This window comes from Pseudarthrobacter sp. NPDC058196 (genome assembly GCF_042882685.1).
In the GTDB taxonomy this organism is placed as follows: domain Bacteria; phylum Actinomycetota; class Actinomycetes; order Actinomycetales; family Micrococcaceae; genus Arthrobacter.
Genome location: NZ_JBHVVN010000002.1, coordinates 467,823 through 490,008 on the forward strand (window position 1 = coordinate 467,823; position 22,186 = coordinate 490,008).

Annotated in this window: 13 protein-coding genes; 2 read left to right on the forward strand and 11 right to left on the reverse strand. The window is 60.0% G+C overall.

Features of this window, described 5'->3' with window-relative positions:
- Window positions 1-623 precede the first annotated feature (623 nt).
- Genes ACFVVC_RS04890 through ACFVVC_RS04900 form a run of 3 tightly spaced genes read right to left on the reverse strand, consistent with a single transcriptional unit; the run spans window position 624 to window position 8,231 of the window.
- Entirely contained in the window at window positions 624-3,509 is a 2,886-nt protein-coding gene (locus ACFVVC_RS04890; RefSeq protein WP_387449770.1) for a DEAD/DEAH box helicase, read from the reverse strand.
- Window positions 3,481-4,878, reverse strand: coding sequence for an ATP-binding protein (locus ACFVVC_RS04895; protein WP_387449772.1), 1,398 nt, complete (start codon window positions 4,876-4,878; stop codon window positions 3,481-3,483). The genes ACFVVC_RS04890 and ACFVVC_RS04895 overlap by 29 nt, the downstream gene beginning before the upstream one ends.
- Window positions 4,875-8,231 (reverse strand): TerB N-terminal domain-containing protein, encoded by a 3,357-nt coding sequence (locus ACFVVC_RS04900; protein WP_387449773.1) that lies wholly within the window; start codon window positions 8,229-8,231, stop codon window positions 4,875-4,877. Before ACFVVC_RS04900 ends, ACFVVC_RS04895 begins: the two co-directional genes overlap by 4 nt.
- 618 nt (window positions 8,232-8,849) lie before the next feature.
- On the opposite strand from ACFVVC_RS04900, the gene ACFVVC_RS04905 reads away from it, so the two are divergent.
- Together ACFVVC_RS04905 and ACFVVC_RS04910 are read left to right on the forward strand one after the other, a co-directional pair.
- Complete coding sequence (locus ACFVVC_RS04905; RefSeq protein ID WP_387449775.1) at window positions 8,850-9,758, forward strand: hypothetical protein; 909 nt, start codon at window positions 8,850-8,852, stop codon at window positions 9,756-9,758.
- Window positions 9,736-10,506 carry an HIRAN domain-containing protein gene (locus tag ACFVVC_RS04910; RefSeq protein WP_387449777.1) on the forward strand — a complete coding sequence of 257 codons (771 nt, stop codon included), beginning with the start codon at window positions 9,736-9,738 and terminating at the stop codon, window positions 10,504-10,506. The genes ACFVVC_RS04905 and ACFVVC_RS04910 overlap by 23 nt, the downstream gene beginning before the upstream one ends.
- Before the next feature lie 2,116 nt (window positions 10,507-12,622).
- On the opposite strand, the gene ACFVVC_RS04915 is transcribed toward ACFVVC_RS04910, so the two are convergent.
- From ACFVVC_RS04915 to ACFVVC_RS04950, 8 genes are all read right to left on the reverse strand, one after another.
- The gene (locus tag ACFVVC_RS04915; protein ID WP_387449779.1) at window positions 12,623-13,624 is read right to left on the reverse strand and encodes a sugar phosphate isomerase/epimerase family protein; all 1,002 of its coding nucleotides are present in this window, start codon (window positions 13,622-13,624) and stop codon (window positions 12,623-12,625) included.
- Between the two features lie 2 nt (window positions 13,625-13,626).
- Window positions 13,627-14,805: a Gfo/Idh/MocA family protein gene (locus ACFVVC_RS04920; protein ID WP_387449781.1), complete on the reverse strand. Its 1,179-nt coding sequence runs from the start codon at window positions 14,803-14,805 to the stop codon at window positions 13,627-13,629.
- 239 nt (window positions 14,806-15,044) lie between these two features.
- Window positions 15,045-16,235 (reverse strand): Gfo/Idh/MocA family protein, encoded by a 1,191-nt coding sequence (locus ACFVVC_RS04925; protein ID WP_387449783.1) that lies wholly within the window; start codon window positions 16,233-16,235, stop codon window positions 15,045-15,047.
- Window positions 16,236-16,267: 32 nt separating this feature from the next.
- Window positions 16,268-17,086: a sugar phosphate isomerase/epimerase family protein gene (locus tag ACFVVC_RS04930; protein ID WP_387449785.1), complete on the reverse strand. Its 819-nt coding sequence runs from the start codon at window positions 17,084-17,086 to the stop codon at window positions 16,268-16,270.
- Window positions 17,087-17,329: 243 nt separating this feature from the next.
- Window positions 17,330-18,463, reverse strand: a complete 1,134-nt coding sequence (locus ACFVVC_RS04935; protein WP_387449787.1) for an agarase — start codon at window positions 18,461-18,463, stop codon at window positions 17,330-17,332.
- Window positions 18,464-18,488: 25 nt separating this feature from the next.
- Window positions 18,489-19,463 carry an ABC transporter permease gene (locus ACFVVC_RS04940; RefSeq protein ID WP_387449789.1) on the reverse strand — a complete coding sequence of 325 codons (975 nt, stop codon included), beginning with the start codon at window positions 19,461-19,463 and terminating at the stop codon, window positions 18,489-18,491.
- Complete coding sequence (locus ACFVVC_RS04945; protein WP_387449791.1) at window positions 19,438-21,054, reverse strand: sugar ABC transporter ATP-binding protein; 1,617 nt, start codon at window positions 21,052-21,054, stop codon at window positions 19,438-19,440. Before ACFVVC_RS04945 ends, ACFVVC_RS04940 begins: the two co-directional genes overlap by 26 nt.
- Before the next feature lies 1 nt (window position 21,055).
- Window positions 21,056-21,958, reverse strand: coding sequence for a substrate-binding domain-containing protein (locus ACFVVC_RS04950; RefSeq protein WP_387449793.1), 903 nt, complete (start codon window positions 21,956-21,958; stop codon window positions 21,056-21,058).
- Between the last annotated feature and the right edge of the window lie 228 nt (window positions 21,959-22,186).

The window sequence follows — 22,186 nt, forward strand, 5'->3', positions numbered from 1 at the left end:
CCGGTGGGGCTTCCGCCTGCTGTGACTGGGTTCTGGCGCTTCCTCGCTCCGGTATAGTCGGGTGGGCCGTGGTTGGCCTACACCTCTTCATGGTTCCGGGCGGATGGTTACAACATGATCTGGCCACGCTGTGTTTGGGAGTTACCGAAAAGGCCACTTCAGGGCACGCGGCAAGCTGCGTAGCACATTTGCCCTGTCAAAGGGGGTGTGTACAGTGTACACACTTATGTCTGATTTATTCGGTCCCCTCCGGTCGCAGGAATTTCGGGATGTCGATATCCGATCGTTTCAAATCGTGGTGGACTGGCCAGACATTCACATGGTCGCGTGCGTTGGAGACCATGCGGCGCAGTCCGGTTAGAAAAATCGGACACCGTGCGTCGGAGAATCAGCCCACGGTGTCCGGGTTGGGTCTAGGAATTCCTCGTGTCACCTTCAGAAAATGCAAGGTCATGCCCTGTCCGACGCGTGTCCGCTGACTTTCTGATGCCCTGGTGGGGTGTCTTCCAACAGGTCTGTAGGGTTTAGCTGAAGGTCCTTTATCAAGCTGCTCGCGTGGTCTGGTTCGTGCATGACTCCGTAGGGCAGTGCTGGGGTGAGGTCGACCTGGGACAGATGCGCTGTTATCGGCGATGCTCGGTGAAGTCGGTGGTAGAGGACGTGCGTGGGTCGTGCCGAGCGGAGACGTTAGGGTCTCTGCCGATGTACGAGGAGAGTAGGTTGGCCGCTGCGAGGGCGTCGGCGGCAGCTGTGTGCGCTTTGCCGGTTTCGATATCGAGTCGTTTGCAGGCGTCTGCCAGGGAGGCGCTCTCGCCGGGGTGATAGCTCCTTGTAAGTTGCATTGTGCATACGAGAGGCCAGTTCGGCATCGTCACTCCCGCTCGCTGGAACTCGGTCCTTAGGAATCCGAGGTCGAAAGAGGCATTGTGTGCCACCACAGTTCGTCCGGCTAGCTGTTGCTGAAGGCGAGGGAGTATGTCGGCAAACCGTGGGGCGTTTCGGACGTCGTGATTCGTGATTCCGTGGACGTGGCTTGGGCCGGTTGCTTGCTGGGGGTCGACAAGTGTTGACCATGCGTCCTGGATGATTCCTTGTTCGTTGAGGTGCACGATGGCAATTTCGACAATGCGGTCTCTCTGTGGTGAGAACCCCGTTGTTTCGACGTCGATGACGGCATAGGGTCCGGCGTCAGCGAGTTCAATCATGGGCTCGGTGTTCGTTGTGACGAGCAATTTCGGCCGGTTGTTCGTCGGGTCTACCGCGAATCTGGTGGTTGCTTCGGCCAAATGTTTGATGAGTGGCCATGCTGTCTCGACGTCGAGCGCTGCGGCCGCGTAGGAGTGCGTGAGTAGTTGGTCGTCGAGGTAGACATCATGCTTGTCGCGCTCTTTGACGATGACGTTGCTGGCTATGTCAGACGGATTGGGTGTGGGGAGATTAGCCAGATACTCGAGGAGGGTGGCTGCTTGTTCAAGTGAAGTCTTCCGGAGCGTCATGCCTACACCGTCGAGAGTTGACTCGTAGCTTTCGCTGCTGAAAAGGACATGGAGTGTGTTCATGGTCCTGTCCCCGACCCAGGGGACGAGAATAGTGTCGTCTCCCCAACTGATGAGTGGGCTCTCTCGGAGGCCAAGTCTGTCGTATGCGGCCCGGCCCTCCTGGAAGAGCGCTCGTGCCGTTTCGTCGAGGTAGATGGGTACGTCCAGAGTTTCGTAGAGCTGTTTCATCCGTTGACGTATGCCATCGGCTATTTGGATGCCGCTACCGGAGAAAGATGGGGGTCGGCCGCCTCCGGCCTTGGTCAGGTTGATTACTTTGCCGGCGATGTCGATGTCAAGGATGCGCCACCGGCGTCCTGCGAAGATCAGGAGGCCGCCTTCTACAAGCGGTTGATCGACGGGGATTGATCCGAGCGTGCGGCCTGAGGAGACGAGCCGGTATTCCTCGGCCGTGTGGAAGGCGCTATAGAAGCTGTAGTGGTTGATGAGCCGTTCGCCCTTGGTTCCAGCCAGGAGGATGCCATCGGATGACTGCATGATGATGTCTTTGTTGCCCAGTCCGCGGAGTAGCTGAATGAACATGGCTTGATCGATGTGAGTGAAGGGACCCGCCTCGCACAGGGCGTTGTATATTTCGGCGGCCGTCGCGCCGCCGTGTTGGGCGATCACGGACAAAGTCTGTTGAATGAATGTAGAGAGGTGAAGACCGTCTGTATTGGGTGGTTCGTACCACTTTTCGAGAAGCAGTTCGACGGTGGCGACAGTTTCGAATAGCTCGGCACGGAGTTGATCTACCGGAGGGGTCCGGTGATCGACTGGTCGTTCCGAGACGTATAGGCGTAGAGTTGCCGGTTTGCCTCGTCGGCCTGACCTCCCCAGACGTTGGCGGAGCGCGGAAACGCTGCCTGGTGCGCCGATTTGCGCTATGGCGTCGGCCGAGCCTATGTCGATTCCCATCTCGAGTGTGGAGGTACAGACTGCCGTTGTTGGTGTCTCGGCAGACCTTAGCCGGGACTCAACGATTTCCCGGAATTCCTTGGATAGGTTGCCATGGTGGGGGAAGAACTCGTTGCCAACCCGCGCACGGTCGCTCATGCCCTTGAGCAGGTCGGCGTAGGTTTCGACACTGGCACGCGAGTTGGCGAATACCAGGTTGTCCTGTCCGCGCAGGTTCTGGAAAAGATGGTCGGCGATTGCCAGCTTGTCCGGTTCGACCTCAGTGTGTTCTTCGGCGTCGGACACCCCGCCACCGCTGGTGATGTACGCGCGCAGCTGCATGCGGAGTTCGGCGGCATCATCGTTGTGGCCTCCGATCACGTGGACGTTTTCTTCGTTGCCTGGCCTGAGGAAGCGCGCGGCGATGGAGGGGTCGGAGAGGGTGGCGGAGAGCCCGATGCGCGGGACCCGTCGCCGGATTGCCAGCTCTACCCGGTGCAGGAGCGATTGCAGCTGCGCCCCGCGTTCAGTGCCGATGAAGGAGTGCAGCTCGTCGATCACGACGTAGTGCAGTCCATTGAACATGGACGGTAGGCGGTTCCCTTGGATAACAAACATCGCTTCCAAGGACTCCGGGGTAATGAGCAGGAGTCCGTCGGGTGATTCTTTGAGGGCTCTGCGGGCGCTGTCGCTTACATCACCGTGCCGGCGATGAATCGGCATGCCCGTTCTGCCGGCCAAAGATTCGAGCCTGCCGTATTGATCGTTGATCAGGGCCTTCAATGGCGAGATGTAGAGTGCCTTCACCCCACTGGGCAGTGTTCCCTTGTCTCGTGCCGCCGCCAGGGACGACAGGATTGGTAGCCAGGCCGCCTCTGTTTTGCCTGAGGCGGTAGCTGCACTGATGATGACGTCCGTATTTCCGCGGAGGATTGGTTCGATGGCTTCGGCCTGGGCAGGGCGCAGATGCTCCCATTTCTGTTCCCAAATCCACGACTGAACACTTCGATGAAGCCGACTAAAAGCTGTGTGGGCTTCGGACGCTCTAGAGCTTGAAGACTGAGAGCTCGTCATCGGTGTTGTTCGTTGTGAGGCGGTCTTCGCTTGTTGCGGGGTCGGTGAGGAAGTCGCGGGTTCGGGTGGGCGCAGAAGAAGGGTCCGTGGCGGGAGTCAATGGAGCCAGGTCCGGGTTGGACTCCCGTTCGATGTTGATGCCCGTCACAAGGTCCTCCCAGACGCGGTCTGGGTTCTGTTCGAGCACGGCGAGTAGGTCGAGGAAGCCTTTGATCGTGTTCCGGGGCGTTCGGAAGTATGCGTCGCCGATGCGCTGAGCGCAGTGGTTCATGTACTGGGTGATGCCTTCGTTGCTGATCAGGTAGGCCGATTCGTCTCCGGCGGCCTGGACGTGCCGGAGTTTGGTCAGCAGGACGTAGAAGTCTTCCGGCGTCAGGCTGGCCAGTCGCAGGACGGGCCCGGAGTAGTCCACGAGTCCGTCGACGGCGTAGCTGTTTTCTTCCAGACGTGATTGCAACGCGGAGTAAGAGTAGAGGCCGCGGCGGGGGTCCAACAAGAAGTCGGGTGTTCCGCCGAAGATGAAACCAAGGCTTGCTGCGCTGCCTTGGGTGGAGTCGTTGAGTATCCGGAGGATTTGTTCGTAGTTGGAGTTTCGAGCCTGCGTGTTGGCCAGCTTGTAAAGGTTGACCATCTCGTCGAGGCAGACGAGGATACCCCCGAAGCCCGCCAGACGGACGAACCGTGCGAGAAGCTTGAGTTGGTCGTAGAAGTTGGAGTCATCAATGATGGTTCGGACGCCAAGGGCCGCTCGAGCGTCGGTGCGGGTGGCGAATTCTCCTCGCAGCCACCGAACAGCATCGGACTTGAGTTGCTCGTTGCCGGTGTCGTGTCCTTGCCAGTATTTGGCGATGACTTCAGCGAAGTCGTAGCCGCCGGTGAGCTCGGAGAGTTCAGACAGGCTCTTGCGGATGATGCTCTCGACAGGTGTGCCGGTGTCCCGGGATTCCGTCAGGGCTTGCGACACGAACCGTTCCACGACGCTGGACATGGCGCCGCCGTCGGGCTTGGCCCGCGTGGCCATGTTGCGCATGAGTTCGGCGTAGAGACTGCGGGCTTGTCCGCCAGTTGCGTGAAGGCGGCGGTCGGGGGAGAGGTCCGCGTGGACGGTAACGAGCTTTTGCTGCAGAGCGATTGATCGCACGACATGTAGGAAGAATGTCTTACCGGAGCCGTAGTCTCCGATGATGAAACGGCTGCCTGAGCCGCCGTCGTTGATCCTGTTGATATCGGACAGGAGTGCTTTGACTTCGTTAACTCGTCCTACCTGTACGTGTTGTTGTCCCATTCTGGGAACGACGCCGGCGCGCAGCGATTGCAGGAGCGCGTCACGTTCGCGTGGTCGGATGGTGGTCTGAGGTGAGACGGTCATGCCAAAAGCTCCTGCAGTGCGGTCGAGTTGATGGTAAGGGTTTCGTCGCCTTCAAGCAGCGGCTCGTCAGCGGCGTCCAACGCGGCTTCGTTGACGGCGTCCATGGCGCCCTGCGGCAGTAAACCATGCTGCGCGGAGAGGTCTTCAAAGTCAGCCCAGGGGAGTTGAGTGACCCCAGCAAGTGCGCGGACGAGGTTGGAGTGAGATGCATCCAGGTCCCCGATAGTTGAGCTGGGCTGCTCGGTCGGCGCCGAGGCGGTCGAACTTGGTACGGCGGACGGGTTTGCCTTTGGTGCGATAGAGGCCGGATCGTCGTCGCTGAAAATGTCACCAAGAAGGGCAGAGACTTCCGCGGTTTCGGCCATCTTTGCTTGGATCGTCGATGAGTCGAGGAGGTAGGTGCTTGCCGGCGGCGTATCTTGAGTTGCCAGCGGTAGGGGCGCGGGGATGGGAATTCCTGGGTCTGGTTTTCCTGCCTGCCGAACGGTGACTGGTCCCGCTGCGGCAGCGTTCGGCGCGGACATGGCGGCGTGGAGGCGGCTGGTGACGACGTCGGTGTCCAACTCGAGAAGTTTGTAGATCTTCTGGAGGGTACTCACTTCACTCGGCGCGATCTGTCCGTCCGCGGCTGCGACGGTCACTAGCATGTCTCCCAAGGCTGCTTTCTGCGTTGTGGTGAGTGTGCTGAGTCGTTTGGTCAGGCCGGTGAGCTTCACCTCTGATGCTCCGAGCCATTGGAGATGTGCGTGGAGCCGAGTGCGTTCGGCCGAGGTCAGTTGCAGGGAAGATTCGATGTGGGCAGTCAGGTGGTCCAGTTCGGCGGGTGAGATGTCTCCGTCGGCCGCAATAACGGCGGCGGCGAGGTGCGTCATGGTCAGGGCCGTGCTGTATGACGGCGTTGGCGAGTGAGGGCTGCCGGGCTCTGTGTCGAAGAGGACGACAGGTAATTCTGGAGTGATAGCAGTGCCGCCGAAACGTACGTCGGGTTCGAGACCTATGCCGAAGCCGTCGAGAAGTGTCGCCAGATTGACGGCTTCGGGCTTGGAGAGCTTCTCCCCGTTGCTGGGGGACCAGTGTTCGAAGAGTTCCTGACCGGTCAACACCACGCTTCGGTGTTCTTCGAGCCTTAGCTTCACCCAGGTACGGAACTCACCTACCGGACCTTCTGCGTCGACGAGTAGGTCGCGTGGCAGAAGCGCTGCTGCTGTCAGGGTTCCTGCTTTGTCGCTGTTGCGGCCGAGCCAGCGGCTGTATGGGTCCAGTTCTGAGGTGATGTCGTCGAACAAGGCTGCGAGCTTCTTTTGAGGTGCACGCTGGTTGAAGACGTCGGCGATTTCACCCATGGTCATGGTGGCAGCGCCGATCTGGGAATTGGCGGTCGTGTAACTGAGCTGAACTTTCGATGCGCCAGGTCGGACGGTGAATCCCTCGCCGAAACGCTGATGATAGCGGAGTCGGAATAGCTGTGAAAACTCTTCAGTGCAGCGGGTCGCCGGTGTGCGGACAGCGACGTCAGGGTGGAACCATCCCCATGCCATCGCCCAGTCGGCGGGAATGGCCTTGCCGTCGGCGGCGAAGGAGCCAAGGTGTACTCGGAGAGCTAAGGGTACGTCCCACCGTGATTCGCTCAAGGCCGGGACCTTGGCGGATTCGTCCTCAGCCTGCAGCATCATGAAGTCGATGACGTCGACAAAGCGGGATGCGTAGGATCGGAAGGAACCACTTGAGTCCTCGTACACCTCGAGCAGCGCCGACATCTCCCCTTTGATTCCGCTCAGTTCCGAAGCCAAGTCCGGTTGCTGGGCTATGTCCACGAGGACGCGGCGTTCAAGCCCATACATGAACAGAAAAACGTAACCGATCGGTGTATTTGAAAGTCGGCGGCCTTGGGCCAACCAAGAGAGGTAGGCGGCTCGCCCCGCCGGCGTGATGTCGGCATAGGATGGCCAGTAGTTCAGGCATTGGCCTGCCCAGTCCGGGGTGCGGGAGTCGACCCGAAGCGTTGGGTTGATCAGGGACGGCTCCGTGCCACCTCGCGGGGACGTGAGTTCCTGACCGGCGTAGACCATGCCTGGAATGCGGACGCCGTTGCCGAGATCCAGTGACTCTTCCGGCCCGTACCAACGTGCCTTCCGCTTGGCCGCAACTGCAGGCGTGACGGCGGGCGTTGGGTGTTTAGCTGGCTCGGGTTGAACCGGAGCTGCGGGGTTGAGTGCGTGTACAGCCGGTGCGGGCGTGAAGTCATGCTGAGGTGAAGTGGGTGGAGCGACCAGGGCTTGGCTGGGGTTGGGAATTTCATTGACCGCAGCTGATTCCAGTTCGCTGGCGAAGCGAAATGCTGCATCCGCGCTGGATACCTGGAGTACCCATCTGAAGCCGTTCGCGTTGTCGATCTCCACTTCCGTGTACTTCATGATGGGTAACAGTGGGTTGTTCTTAAAGCGCCGGTCCGGACCGCCGTTTTTGTTGACGTACTGCCATGTCGATCCAACCTGGACGGCATCAGAAGGAGTGGCGCCGGGGGATTCGATGAAGTTAGTCGAGCGCTGACGAGTCCGCAGCGAGTCGTACGTGACATCCGCGAATGCGCCGTTATGCGAGAGGAGGACGCGGTCCGGCAGGAAGTACATTGCAGTCTTATCGGCAGTTACGCCCGGTACGGCGATGTTCGTCACGAGCTCCCGTGGGCCGTTCGTGCTGAATCCAGCGATGGAACGTCCAACCAAGGATGAAGCGCCTGCGTTGACCTTTTGTTGGTGGCCGGACTGCAGGGTCCCGGCCTCGTTAATTCGCCAGATCTTCTGAGCTTGTCCCAGTAGACTTCCGGCGTCAACGAGCGCTTGAAACTGGTGGGCGTGCCCGTCGTTGACGTCGTAGAAGATGACTACGGACCGCCTGGCGCGGTCCCGCTGAACAACCCACCAGATGGCGGGAATGCCGAGCAGCCAAACAACGAGGCCAAAAGGCATTGTGATCAAGCCCAGCAACACGACTGCGATGACAATCCAGCGAGTCAGGGGTTTACGGCTTCCGGCCTCATTGAGTTGCTGCACAAGGTCACCGGAGGAAGTGGGGGCAAGGGCCTGAACGCTGGCGCCGCGCTGGTCCTCAAAGACCACATCGGACGACGTTGGAACAGGAGTTGAGAGGATACCCGGACTCTGAGGAGACTGCTTGCCTCCAGCAACTGAAGCCTGATAGTAAACACCGCCCGACCCCATACGTACATAGTTGCCTCGAGGACCGGAACCAACCCGAAAACCGGGAAGCCCGGCGCTTACGCCAAGTCCGGACTTACTCAGGTTAAATCTGAACGGGCCTGCTTTCAGGCTCTTCCGAACGTAAAACCCCACCGTTACCCCCACACCCGGTACTCAGCCCACAGTCAATCGAATCAATGAGTGACATTGTTGCAGTAGCACGTGTTGATCCTTCAACAGAACTCTAACGTGTCGCTGGCATGTCATGCAGCTCGATCGCAATTTCGCAAGTCAACAGCGTCCCCGCTTCCGGCGATCCGGCTTCAGAAGGAGTTACGTTCATAGGAACCGAGACATGCTCAGAGCTAAGCCTTTGAAAGTCGCGTTCTAAAGGCTTTCGCAATACTGCCTGTGTCCTGGGAGTCGCATTGTGCCACGTGAATGGCGCTTGCGTACCGTCTAATATCCATATACGGCATTGTCGTGTGAATACGACAGTGCGCACTAGGACTGCCACGGGACCTGCAACATGATGCCTCTCGTTACAAGGTCTGTAGTGCTCCCGTAAGCCTATGCTGGATTTAAGACGTAAAGATGTTGAGACAACAACCCAGGATGTCGCTCAGGCCAACACCGGGTCACGCCCTTGCTCACGGGATACAGTTTCAGCATGTTAATCACCTGGGCCGGCGCAGCAGACTCGCGTTCGTCACGGAGCGCCCAGCGGCGATGAGTCAGTTTGAAATTTTCGACGTTACAGCTTGGCCCATCATGGCAGAGGAGCCCGGCGGCGATGATGACAAGGCCTGGATAGCCGAACCTTCAACAGCGCCTCAGTCTCGTCGCTCAGACTGGTGGCTGTTCAAGCCAGCCAAGTACGGACCGATAACCCTCCCTGGTGGTAAACCAGGCGGGTCGTATCGACGCCGAGATGACCAAGTGGAGAAAATTGCCTCCGAGCTTTCGAAGCTATTAGCCCTTCCCGCGGCCCGAGTTGAAGTGGCCGTTCGGAGCCGGGGCGAGGGGATCATTTCGGGAAACGTGATCCCTGACGGTTGGGATCTACAGCCTGGGAACACCTACCTTTCGGAATTTCCGGGTTACCTCAACTGCGACACTGATCCTGAGCCCCGACCGCGGAACAGAATCGGCCGCAACCTTGCCAACATCTCTAAGTTGCTGTCGGGGGCATTCGGGCCGCCGGGGACCGATGTGGCGGAATGGGCCGCGTTTGACGTGTTCGTGGGGTACCTGCTTTTCGACGCGTGGATAGCAAACACGGATCGTCACGCCCTGAACTGGGGTCTGCTGGATCGAGGGGGAGAACGACGTCTCGCGAAGTCGTACGATCACGGCAGCTCACTGGCCTCGGGCCTAAACGAGGAGGATTTGCCGAAAATATGGAGTGACGGCGTTGAAGCATGGGCAGCGCGCGCGAAGGCTCACAGGTTTGAGAATGGCAAGAAGTTCACGTTGTTGGACGTAGCCTTAGAGGGTATTGAACTTGCATCAAACCAAGCACGCGAATGGGTGGATCGCATCCAGAGCCTTCAGCGGTCTGACTGGGTGGCAGTACTAGACGGCGTACCCTCGATGTCAGAGGGGGCGCGTAGATTTACCGATGAACTACTGACGGCCAACAGAAAGAGGTTGTGCGATGGCTACCAGCATTCTAAATAGGCCCGCGCGGCAGTCTTCTGGCATCAGGCCACATCGTCTGCTTGTGACGCGGAAATCCAGCGACGGTGAGTTATACCGTCCGCTTGGGTTTCTGTCCTTTGAAAAGAACGAATACAGCTTCGAGTACATCAAAAAATCTGTCGAATCTAACTGGTTTTCGCCTCTCCCAGGACTGAGCAATGCGGCGCATGCCTACCGCTCACCCCAGCTGTTTCCGATATTTGCCGAACGTGTGATTTCGTCTCGGCGTCCAGACCGACCAGAGGCGTTGAGAGCGTTGGGGCTTTCAGCTGACGCCGCACCGTTCGAAGTGCTGAATCGAACAGGTGGCCGTCGCGTTGGAGACACGATCGAGCTGGTACCTATGCCGGAGGTGTCGGCTGATGGGTCTTTTTCCCAACTGTTTCTGGTCCATGGCGTTCGGTACATTTCAGAAGTCGCGCAGCGGCGTATCAGTCAGCTTCAGCCAGGTGAGGAATTGCGCCTAAGTCCGGACGAAGCTAACCCGGTTAATTCCTTGGCGGTCCAGGTCGAAGATTGTGAGGGACTAATTCTCGGGTTCGTTCCGGACCCGTTGGCAAGCTTTGTGCAGAGCATTCTGGCTGACCCCCGAGGACATCGCGTATCGGCCGAACAGGCCAACGGTCCCGCGGTGGGCTACCACTTCCGTCTTTTGGCTCGTTTGGACGGATTCGTCCGCCCAGGCTTTGAGCCATTTACTGATTCTGACTGGGAGACTGTTCGCTAGCAGGTCTTGTTCGATAGCAGTACCACCGCCAGCGAAGGCAAAGACGGCTGGGAAAACTCACGCCAACGGGTTCGTAGCGGCCTAAGACCCCGAGTCAACAAAAGCCGGCGCGGTCCCGCTCTACGACAGCCCCGCTTATGCCAACGCGGACGGCGAGCTCGTGCTGTTCTGTCAGGAGTTCGCGAAGTTCAAAGGCTCGCTAAGGCCACCTGGCGTTCTTCGGACCCGGTGCACGGTGCTCCGGGGAACTTTGAATAGCCCGGGTGGTGCGGGCTTGGCCGAGCAGGAACGGCCGGCAGGGTCGGTCGACGCGCTATCAAGACCATCAGGTCGGGGCAAAGGCGTAAGTAGGGATATCCGGAACCTCAACGAGCAGGAGCTGATCCTTCAACGTGTGCTCTCAGAACCTGACCGCGTTCAAGAAGAGGGCTTTCTTGTCGAGCCTTCATTTTGACCCATCCGGCCGGAGTTTGTCGGCGATGCTAGGCTCCGCCGGTGGCTGGAGGCCGGGTATCGATAGGGGTAGGCCGATATTCTTCCGGAATGTACGACAAGGCCGGCTCTACATACTTGGCTGCTTGGCCTACCCGGATGAGTGCAAGGTAGGAGATGTCGGAGAATGCCATACCTCGGTCGTTGTCCTCGCTACGAAGCGCGTGTTTTTCGCTAAGCATTCCTATCACTAGGTCAGCGATAACTTCGATTAGCCGTTGGTTTAGCCAGTCCGCGTCGGCCAACAGGACGTCTTGGCCGTTTTCTCCGTCCTCGATGTGCAACGCGGCGGTGGGGACGCCAGTGAGTGATCAGCGCGAAAAAATCGAAGACAAAAGCTGTTGCCCGCCATCGGGCGATGATGCCGAATCTCGGACGCGCATTTTGTCTGCAGCCGGAACCTGTGCGCCGTGCGTTGGGCTGCTGGCCGCAAAGCCGTGACGTTGCCAATTTAGGGTGTGTACGCTGTACACACTTTTCGCTTCGGACCGGGTCGAACTGGTGCCGGACTGTCCCAGATTCCGTATGTTTTGCGGGACGCCACTGTTTGCAAGGGCGGGAATGTAGTTCGAGTCCCACCTCGGGCACAGCATATCCCCTCGTCAGAAGCGATTTTGCTTTTATGTGTTGACAAAGCTTGTGGTCGCGTCGCTCTGACGGTTGGTTGGCGGGCTGTGGCCTGGCTGCCTCGGAGCCTGTTCAGGTGTGTGGGGTGACGGGTTCAAGTTCCTGGCTAGGTGAGCCTTCCGCCTGCTGTGACTGGGTCTTGTGGTTCCTCGTTCCGGTTTTGTTCGGTGGGCCGTTGGTGGCTTACACCTATGCATGTGCCGGGGGAGTAGGTACGACATGACTTCCGAGATCTGGCAACGGAGCGCCTCTGCGGGGCGATCTTGACCGTGCCTGTGAGAGCCGCGAGTTCCCGTTAGTCCTGCCAAACAAGGTGTGGACAGTGTCCACACTTATGTCTGACTTTTTTCGTGGGGTGCCTTGCGGTGGCACGAGACGCTTCAAGGAATGGTTTTCTGGCCGGTGGGAATTGTTCATCCACGGCTAGTACTGGTGTCTCAAAACCTCGGGTGAGTTGATCTCACAGCACCTGGTACGGCGATAACACTCGCAGCAGGTGCCGGACATCTTGCTGATGCTGCCTCAATGCCAGTATGGTGAGCTTCCGTTCCGGCCCTCTGCCCAGGTACAGCTTCGGACGCTCAGATTTCTCATGTCCACTGATGAATATGGTCTTATTCCGAGTCTCCCTCAGCATCTGCGTGACGTCAGGTTTGGATGTACCAGAAGGAATAATCCACCTCCAGGACCGTCTTCGCCCGGATCTAATAGGTCCGGGCACGCAAGGTGCCGAGAGCTGACGAAGAATCTTTGAGCAAGCGCAGGCTCTACCGAACTGCAGAGGGGGCGTGATCAGTTTGATATTGATCATAAACGCCTTCCGGGTAGAGCTAGCTTCCTGAGTCAAGCCACCACCAGCGCCCGGGCTGTCGAGCGTCCAGTTGGGTGCCTCTACGAGCACATCCCCGTGGAGTAGGCGCGCTCCCGCTGGCCGTTGGGCGAAGCGATCCAAACCTCGCATTTCTGGCCAGGGCGGAGGCTGTGCATGGCGGGAAGCTCAGTCGTTGCTGCTGAAGGCGGCGTCGAAGCTGGTTTGGGAGGCGGGGAAGTCGTATTTCTTGAGTGCTGTGAGGGCTTCGGGGGCGCCGTGGAGGCGGTCCATGCCGGCGTCTTCCCATTCGATGCTGATGGGGCCGGTGTAGCCGATGGCGGTCAGGGCGCGGAAGGAGGCTTCCCAGGGGACGTCGCCGCGTCCGGCGGAGACGAAGTCCCAGCCGCGGCGGGGGTCGCCCCAGGGCAGGTGGGAGCCCATGACGGTGTTGCGTCCGGTTTGGCGGATCTTGGTGTCCTTGCAGTCCACGTGGTAGATCCGGTCCTTGAAGTCCCAGATGAAGGAGACGGGGTCGATGCCCTGCCACATCATGTGGGAGGGGTCCCAGTTCAGGCCGAACGCTTCGCGGTGGCCTATGGCTTCGAGGGTGCGGACGGTGGTCCAGTAGTCGTAGGCGATTTCGGAGGGGTGGACTTCGTGGGCGAAGCGGACGCCTTGTTCGTCGAAGACGTCCAGGATGGGGTTCCAGCGGTCGGCGAAGTCCTGGTAGCCGGCGTCGATGACTTTTGCCGGGACGGGCGGGAACATGGCGACGTATTGCCAGATGGCGGAGCCGGTGAACCCGACGACGGTGTCCACGCCGAGTGCTTTGGCGAGCCTGGCGGTGTGTTTCATTTCCTCGGCGGCGCGGGTGCGGACGCCTTCGGGGTCGCCGTCGCCCCAGACTTTGGATCCGACGATTCCCTGGTGCCGGAAGTCGATGGGGTCATCGCAGACGGCCTGGCCTTTGAGGTGGTTGGAGATGGCCCAGACCTTGAGGTTGTACTTGTCCAGGATCTCGAGTTTGGAGTCGATGTAGCCGGGTTCGTCCCAGCGCCAGGCGTCCAGGTGGTCCCCGGAGACCGCGATTTCCAGTCCGTCGTAGCCCCAGCCGGAGGCGAGGCGGGCGACTTCTTCGAAGGGCAGGTCGGCCCACTGGCCGGTGAACAGGGTAAACGGGCGGGGCATGCTCAGGCTCCTTCAGTGGCGAACGCTCCGAGGTTCACGGTCGTCACAGTGCTCTTGTTGTTGGCTGATTCTTCGACAGCGGACAGGATGCGCTGAACCTGAAGTCCTTCTTCGAACGACGGCGAGGGTGCTTTACCGCTGTTGATGGCGGTCAGGAAGTCGCGGATCTGGTGGGTGAAGGTGTGTTCCCACCCGATGATGTGCCCCTGCGGCCACCACGCGTCGAGGTAGGGGTGCTCGGGTTCGTTGACCAGGATCCTGCGGAAGCCCTGTTCACGGACCGGAAGGGTGGCGTCGAGGAATTGAAGTTCATTCAGATTCTCGAGATTGAAACTTAAGGAGCCATTTGTTCCGTAGATTTCGATCTGGAGGCAGTTCTTCTGGCCGGTCGCGACACGGGATGCTTCGACCGAGGCGCCAACGTCGCCGGTAAGCCAGAATGTTGCCCAGGCGGCGTCGTCGACTGTTACGTTCTCGAGGCTGTTCTGGCCCGGGCGCTGGCTGACGAAGGTCTTCAGCGCCCCTGAGGTCTCCAGCACGGTTTGACCGGTGAGGTACTGGATCTGGTCGATGGCGTGGGAGGCGATGTCTCCGAGCGCGCCGGACCCAGCGGTTTCCTTCCTGAGCCGCCAGGTCATGGGGGCCTGGGCGTCGGCGAGCCAGTCCTGCAGGTACGCGGCGCGGACGTGCCGGATGGTGCCCAGGCGGCCTTCGGCGATCAGTTCCTTCGCCAGGGCCAGGGCTGGGACGCGGCGGTAGTTGAAACCGATCATGGACTGCACTCCCTTGGCGCGGGCTTTGGCTGCGGCGGCGGTCATGAGTTCGGCCTCGACCAGGGTGTTGGCCAGGGGTTTTTCGACGAGGACGTGCTTGCCGGCCTCCAGAGCGGCGATGGCGATTTGGGCGTGCATCCAGCCGGGGGCGCAGATGTCCACGATGTCGATGTCATCCCGGGTGACCACCGTGCGCCAGTCCGTGCCTGACTCGGCCCAGCCGTACTTCGCCGCGGCCTCAGCCACCGCGCCGGCGTCCCGGCCAACCAGGACCTTCTGCTCGAAGGCCGGGACGTCGAAGAAACTGGCCACATTCCGCCAGGCGTTGGAGTGGGCCTTGCCCATGAAGGCGTAACCGATCATCGCCACCCCTAAGAGTTTGGGCGGAGGGGTCGTGGAGGGGATCATTCTTGTTCTTTCTCGAGCCATGGCGGAAGAGCGGGTGTGAGCGTCTGCGTGGGTATGTAGCGACGTTGCATGCTAGAGATTTACGCAAGGTGAGCGGGTGCATTCCTGCGTCCGGGTGTTTTGGCATTCCGTGGTGAAGTTGGCCAGCGTTGATGTGTTGGAGTGGGATTGCCAGCAGGATCCGTACCCGGGCGGGCGGGAGGCGGAGCAAGCTGGAACTTCCTCCGTCTCCCGGCTTCCTAGCTGGCGGTTGTGGCCAGTCCCGCGACTGCTGGTACGTCTACCCAGGCGCCTTTGTCAGCGGAGGTCACGATCGCATGATCAATGAGCGCCGCCTGATAGCCGTCAGCGAAGTTCGGGCTGACGCTGCCGCCGTCGGCGATGGCTTTGAAGAAGTCGTGAGCCTCAATGATCTTTGTTTCGCCGTAGCCGATACCCAGCGCAGGGATCGGCCAGAGCCCGTCGCCGTAGGGGTGGGCGGGGCCGGTGTAGACGGTCCGGAATCCGCGCCGGTCATTCTTGTCGGAGGCAAAGCACACCTGAAGTTCGTCACGTCGTTCGTAGTTGAAGACAATGCTGCCTTCGCTACCGTGGATTTCGAAAGTGATGAAGTTGTTTCGGCCGTAGGCGTTGCGAGTGGCCTCAATCGATCCGACAGCGCCGTTCGTGAAGCGGATCATAGTCATGACTTCATCGTCAACGTCGACCTCCCCGCGTGGGCCTTCGCCGCCGCGGACGTTCCCGAGGGCGTCCGCGCCCCCCGTCTGCAGTGGCCGGTCAGGAATCCAGGTGGAGAGGATCGAGTTGACTGAGGAAAATTCGCCGACGAGGTAGCGTGCCATGTCCACGACGTGGGTCGCGATGTCGCCGAGGGCTCCGGAGCCGGCGATATTTTTCTGGAAGCGCCAGGACAACGGAGAGTTGGGGTCGGCACTCCAATCCTGGAGGTAGGTGCCGCGGAAATTGAGAATGCGACCGATAGCGCCTTCCTCGATGTACTTCTTTGCCAGTGCGACGGCGGGAGTACGGCGGTAGTTGAAGGCCACCATGTGCACGTTGCCAGCATCCTTAACCGCGTCGTACATGGCCTTGGCTTCCTCGACTGTGCGGGCGAGGGGTTTTTCGCAGATGATGTGTTTGCCGGCCTGTGCGGCGGCGATGGCAATCTCGGCGTGGAGGTGGTTTGGTGTGGCGATGTCGACGACGTCAATGTCGGGGTCATCGATGATCTGGCGCCAGTCGGCGGTGGAGTTCTGGAAGCCAAATCGGCGAGCGGCCTCGGCGGCGAGCTGGTCGTTGGCTTCGGCGATGGTGTGGCGGACGGGCATGGCGGGGGCGGGCCAGAAGAACATAGGCATGGCCGAATAGGCCAGAGAGTGGGCCTTGCCCATAAAGCCGCCTCCGATGAGGCCGACATTGAGATTCTTCACGATCGTGTTCCTTTCGGGGAGGAGTTGGTGGGTTAGTGGAGGAGTTCTTCGAGGTACTTGCGGCTGATCTCGGCGGCTGCCCTGGGGTCGCCGCCGTACTCGTCGAGCTCCACCATGAGCCAGCTGTCGTAGCCGCTCTCTTTGATGGCCTGGATGATGTCGGGAAAGTTCAGCTCGCCCTGCCCAAGGGGAAGGAAGGAGAAGGTTTCCTTGTCCAAGTCCTTGAGGTGGACGTGATGGATTCGTTCCCGGTACTTCCGTATGGTTGCGGCTGGGTCCGCCCCGCCTGCGGCAAGGTGCGCTGTGTCCGGGCAGAAGCCGATCCTGGTGAGGGGCATAAGGCGCTCCAACTCGTCCGGGCTCTCCACGATGGTGCCCAGGTGCGGGTGGTAGCTGGCGCTTAATCCCGCGGCCTCGGCTATATCGGTGACCCTGTCCAAGGCGTCCCCAAGTCGCTGATAGTCCTCCTCTGTGGTGCCGGCGGCGCGACGGGCACCTCCGCCAACCACGAGGCGCTCGGCTCCAAAGGTGGCTGCGAGGTCGGCGGCGCGCTGTATGCGGTGCAACTCGTCCGGGAGGATATCGGCGTAGATGAAGTTAGCTCCGGTGTAGACACTGACAAGGGAGACTCCGGCTTTCTCCAGGATGCCGCGGAGCTGTTCCGGTTTGTCCTCATATTCGGCGAGGTTGCCGTCAAACATTTCCACTCCGTGATAACCCGCTGCGGCAATGTCCTTAACGGCGCCGTCCATTGAGCCGTGGGTGAGATAGAAGAGGTCCTTGACGCTGGTTACACCAGCCGGATGGCCGACGACGCCGCCCCAGGTGATGGTGCAGTATCCGAGTTTCATGATGCTGCCTTTCAAGCAGAGGATTGGTGGTGCTGTGAACGTTTACAAAGTGACTTGGCCGCTTCGCTGCGAGCTCCGGCAACCGCCCCTTGTGCGCGAGCGATGGGCCAAGGGTGTATTGGCCGCAGGCGGGTCCGGTGCAGGGGTGGCATGCTGATCCGGACGTGAATGCTGTCCGTTAGGCTCAGGCCCGCCGGGTAGCTCTTTGTACCTTCGGCGGGCCTGATCAGGTCGGGTACGGTGTTACCTGCGTTGTTCGGCGGTAGCCTGGGCTTTGGCGTTGGCTTCCCGGATCTGGTCAGTCATGTCGGAGTAGAACTCGTCCTGTGGGTCCTTGATTCCCCACCCCCGGCCGAGGTTTTCGATATAACCGCACCAGTGCCAGCCGATGATCCAGGGCTCTGCCATCACCTTCGCGAGTCCGTTTGCGTAGTCCGCGCCGCGTTCGGCGTGAGTGTTCATGTCACTGGTCCGGTGCGGGTTCATGTCCGTGGGTACCCAGTTGCCGATGTCGGCGATGACAACGGGCTTGCCGGTCAGTTCGTGCCAGCGGCGAAGGTCATCGATCATAGTCTTGTACTCCTCGTCTGATTTGCCGGTGAAGTACTGGACGGAGAGGACGTCCACGAAGGGGACCATCGCGCGCAGGGCCGCTTCCGGGATGCCTTTGTTGCCGTTGTAGCGGTCGCCGAGGATCAGGTGGTTGGGGTCGTAGCGGCGGATGGCCTCGGTGATGGTCTTGTAGTATTGCGTTGCCACGTCGAACAGCTTCTTGTCGTGCTCTTCCTGGCTGAGCCCTTCGAATCCGGGCCAGAACCTGCCGGCGGCGTGGGGAAGCCAGGCGGGGATGTCCACGAGAAAGTAGCCGATCAGATTAGGGCTGTTTTTGTGGTCCGAGACCATGCGTCGGGCGATCCAGTCAGCGTACTTCTGAAAGTCTTCCCCGAAGACGTCCCGGAAGGCGGGGTGGCCGTTCCAGTCCTCGATTTCCTGCACGCGGATCTGCACGACGTACGGCATCGCGGCGTCCAGCAAGTGTTGATCGGGCCAGGGTAGTGAATGGCCGAGGTCAACGGGGTCCCCGAACCAGTCCAGCGCCTCACCCCAGCCGCCGCTGATGTATTGGGACGTCCAGCCGATTGTGTTGAAGTTCAGGTCCTGGAGGTCGCGGACCACCCCTTTCGTCCAGGATTCACGGGAGCCATATTTGCGCTCGAAGATTTCCACGTTGTGCGGGTAGCGCAGGTCTGTGTCGTCTATGTGGTTGAGGGCAAGGGAGATGAAGGGTTTGCCCTTGGGGTCGACGAAACTCCATGCTCCGTCGCTGTTCCGGGCGACCCGGAAGAATCCATTGTTCGGTGTTTCAGTTGCTGACATTTCAATCGCTCCTTTGCGAGTTCTGCTATTTCTTACTGAGGGACACAGCGGCGATGATGATGGCACCCTTGATGATTTGCTGCACTGAGGAATCGACCCCCATGAGGACCAGGCCATTGTTCATCATGCCGATGATCAGGGATCCGGCAAGGGCCCCGATGATCGTTCCCCGGCCGCCGAAGAGGCTGACACCGCCGAGGATGACCGCGGCGATGACGTCCAGTTCCAGGCCGACCCCAACGTCCGGCCGGGCGGCGTGGGCGATGCCCGTGAACAGGAGCGAGGCCACACCGACGAGGGCGCCAGTGATGACGAACGACAGAATTACGGTGCGGTGGGTTTTGACGCCCGTGAAGCGTGCTGCCTGGGGATTGCCGCCGGTGGCGAAGACGCGGAGCCCAAAGACGCTCTTGTGCAGGAGCAGGAAGCCGAGCCCCACGATCACGATGGTCCAGACAACGGCGATGGGAATGCCGAGGATGCTGCTGTCACCAAAGATGCTGAAGTAGGGACGGTTGGCGATGATCACCGGCCGGGTGTCCGTTATGAGCAGTGCGATGCCGCGGGCGACGCCCAGCATTCCGAGGGTTACGAGGAAGCTTGGGATTCCCAGTTTTACCGTGAGGAATCCGTTGACGAATCCGAAGATGACACCCACGGAAATGGCAGCCAGAGCTCCGAGCACCCAGAAGTTCGAAGTGTGCTGGAGTGCCAGTGCGGAAGCCATTCCGGAGAGTGCGAATACGCTGCCGACGGAGAGATCGATGTGGGCGTTGACAATGACGAGCGTGACTCCGACGGCGATGATGGACACGATCGCGGTTTGCCGGCCCACGTTGGCAAAGTTCTGCACGCTGAAGAAGACGGGCGACGCAATGGAGAAGAAAAGCACCAGGCCCACCAGCGCGATATATACGAAGTATTCGCGGATAAAGTCCAGTGGGGTGCGGTTCCCCCATTGCGGCCTGGTCAGGCTAATGCTGTTGGTGATCGCGCTCATGGCTCTCACGAACCCTTTCATTGAGTCTTGAATAAATGTACTGATCTGTCATGTCCGATGTGACCTTCTCCGGCTCAGTCATGGAAGTGGAGGTCATGAAACAGATTTCGTCGCACAGCTCCTGGAGCTCGACGAAGTCGGAGGAGGCGACGATGATTGCCGCTCCCTCTTCCGCGAACCGGCGGATGACCCGGTAGATCTCCTGCCGGGCGCGGACATCCACACCCTGCGTCGGTTCGTCGAGGAGCAGGAGATGCATGCCCGGCTGAAGCCATTTGGCGAAGACGACTTTTTGCTGGTTGCCGCCGGACAATGTCTGGACGGGGCTTTCGATCGAGTTCGTCTTGACCTGCAGCGTCTCCACGAGGCCGCTGATCAGCGACCGTGCTGCCCGGTTATCAATGAGACCGCCCTTGCGCAGCGACTTGTAGTGAGCCAGGGCGAGGTTCCGCTGGATTGAGTGCTGCATTACGAGGCCCGAACGATGCCGGTCCTCGGGAACGAGTGCGACTCCTGCGTTAAGCGCCTCCCACGGGTGCTTGAAATTGATTGTCCGACCGTTGAGCCTGATTTCCCCGGCGGTGCTGCGGCGCATGCCGCCGATGGTTTCCAGCAATTCTGTCCGGCCTGTACCGATCAGACCGGCGATGCCGACAATCCTCCCAGCCACAGCGTTCAGGCTGATCTCGGAGAAGCGGTCCCCTGCGAGCCCGGTTATCTGGAGTTTCGGTCCGCCGATGGAGTCGGGCAGCAGCTCGGGGTGCGCGAACCGGTCAAACGCCTCCTTCGGAGGTCCTGGCTCTTGGGGCTCAGCGCCCGTGATCTCGCGGACCAGAGAATTCATCTCCAAATCGGCTACGTCGGCGGTCAGCACCTTCCTGCCGTCTCGGATGATCGTCACCCGGTCGGCCAGTTCGAAGACCTCGGTGAGGCGGTGGGTGACGTAGATGATGCCCACTCCTGACTTTTGGATGTCGCGGATGCTGTTGAACAGCAGCAGCTGGTCTGCTTTGGTCAGCGTCGAAGTCGGCTCATCTAGCACCAGGACCCGGGCATTTCGATGTATGGCCTTCGCGATCTCGACAAGCTGCCGGGAGGCGACCGAGAGGTTCTCAACCAATTCGTCGGGCGGCAAATGCAGACCCAGCGAGTCGATGAGTTTCTTGGCCACGACATTCATCTTCTTTTTGTGCACCATACCCAAGGCGTTGCGCAGCTCATTGCCGAGGAAGATATTCTGGGCGACCGAGAGGGATGGGACCAGACTGAGCTCCTGGAAGACCGTTGCGATGTCCGATTGGACGCGTTCGCGGCCGTCAACCTCGACATTTCCTTCATCCTGTGGCTGGACGCCGTCGAGGATCTTGATCAACGTGGACTTCCCGGCGCCGTTGGGGCCAAGCAACGCGTGAACCTCGCCGGGGCGCAGATCGAAATCGACGTCCTTCAGCGCATACACTCCGCTGAAAGCCTTGCTGACAGCACGGGCCTGAAGCAGCGGCTCCCTGTTGACCTCCCCGGCATGGCCGGCGTCCGTCGCGGCTTTGATGTGTTTGTTTTGTGTTGCTGTCGGCTTGCTGATGCTGACCATGTCACTTGCCCCCGCAGAGCCCGGAGGACTTGCATGCGTCGAGGACTTCCTGTGGCGGCGCCGAATGGAAGATTTCCTCGTACTTCGCCAGGAGGTTCCCCGGAGTCACGGCGACGGCCGGAAGAGCAACCCACGCCGGAACTTTGTTGCCAATCAGGGCGTGTGCGGCTGCCATGGCCTCCGCGACTCCTTGGTTGTACGGCTCCTGAGCACCTATGGCCTTGATGTAGCCGCCGCTGGCCATTTCGACTGCGACTTCCGTGCCGAGGTCAATCGTCGTGATCGGGACGTTAACTCCGGCGTTCCGAAGGGCCGCGACGGACTGCATAGCCGGCGAATCCCAAATGACAAATAGCCCGTTGACATCAGGGTTTGCCGTCATAAAGTTGGCTGCGGCAGGCCCGACGGCATTCGTATCTGTGAAGCCGACTTCCTTGATCTTCACGTCAGGACGGTTCTCCTTGAACCACTCCTTAACCCGTTTGGTGCGCTGGTTGGTGGTGTAAAAGTCGACAGCGAAATCAACGATCCCTGCAGTCCCGTTTTGTGGGATGAACTTGGACAGTCCCGCAGCGGCAATTTGGCCGTTGCCCTGATTGTCCGGAGCTATCACTGCCTGGTAGTCGGAGGGGTAAGAGAGCCCGGAAGCGGGCATGTGGATGAAGACGAGCTTGATGCCGGCGGCCGCCACCTTTTTGTAGGTCTGGGCGGTAGCAACATCATCAGTGGGGATACTGATGATCAGGTCCGGCTTCTTGGTGATCAGGTTTTCGAGGTCTGCGATCTGCTGCTGAACCTTGAACTTCGCATCCGTTACGCCGATAACTTGAACGCCGAGATCGCCGAGAGTTTTTTGAATGCCTTGGATTGTCAAGCGAGACCAATCGATGTCCATGGTGTTCATAGAGATACCGACGGAGAATTTACCCTCGGCCACTTTTTTCTTGTCTTCGTCGCTGAGTTTAAGGGCGTCCGCAAGGGCGGGTTGTTCCCCGTTCTTGCCGAGGCCGACGATTCCGGTGGGGGAGATCGAGGAAGCGTCTACGACGGCGGCGCCGGAGGATGTTCCGCTACTGCCGGCGTCGCTGGAACATCCGGACAGGGCGAGGGCGATCGCGGCAAGCAGGCCGGC

Bases quoted from the DNA above. Each gene is read 5' to 3' on its own strand.
- ACFVVC_RS04935 (WP_387449787.1), bottom strand. From the start codon at position 18,463: ATGTCAGCAACTGAAACACCGAACAATGGATTCTTCCGGGTCGCCCGG.
- ACFVVC_RS04945 (WP_387449791.1), bottom strand. From the start codon at position 21,054: ATGGTCAGCATCAGCAAGCCGACAGCAACACAAAACAAACACATCAAA.
- ACFVVC_RS04905 (WP_387449775.1), top strand. From the start codon at position 8,850: ATGGCAGAGGAGCCCGGCGGCGATGATGACAAGGCCTGGATAGCCGAA.
- ACFVVC_RS04930 (WP_387449785.1), bottom strand. From the start codon at position 17,086: ATGAAACTCGGATACTGCACCATCACCTGGGGCGGCGTCGTCGGCCAT.
- ACFVVC_RS04895 (WP_387449772.1), bottom strand. From the start codon at position 4,878: ATGACCGTCTCACCTCAGACCACCATCCGACCACGCGAACGTGACGCG.
- ACFVVC_RS04940 (WP_387449789.1), bottom strand. From the start codon at position 19,463: ATGAGCGCGATCACCAACAGCATTAGCCTGACCAGGCCGCAATGGGGG.
- ACFVVC_RS04950 (WP_387449793.1), bottom strand. From the start codon at position 21,958: ATGAACACCATGGACATCGATTGGTCTCGCTTGACAATCCAAGGCATT.
- ACFVVC_RS04890 (WP_387449770.1), bottom strand. From the start codon at position 3,509: ATGACGAGCTCTCAGTCTTCAAGCTCTAGAGCGTCCGAAGCCCACACA.
- ACFVVC_RS04920 (WP_387449781.1), bottom strand. From the start codon at position 14,805: ATGATCCCCTCCACGACCCCTCCGCCCAAACTCTTAGGGGTGGCGATG.
- ACFVVC_RS04910 (WP_387449777.1), top strand. From the start codon at position 9,736: ATGGCTACCAGCATTCTAAATAGGCCCGCGCGGCAGTCTTCTGGCATC.
- ACFVVC_RS04915 (WP_387449779.1), bottom strand. From the start codon at position 13,624: ATGCCCCGCCCGTTTACCCTGTTCACCGGCCAGTGGGCCGACCTGCCC.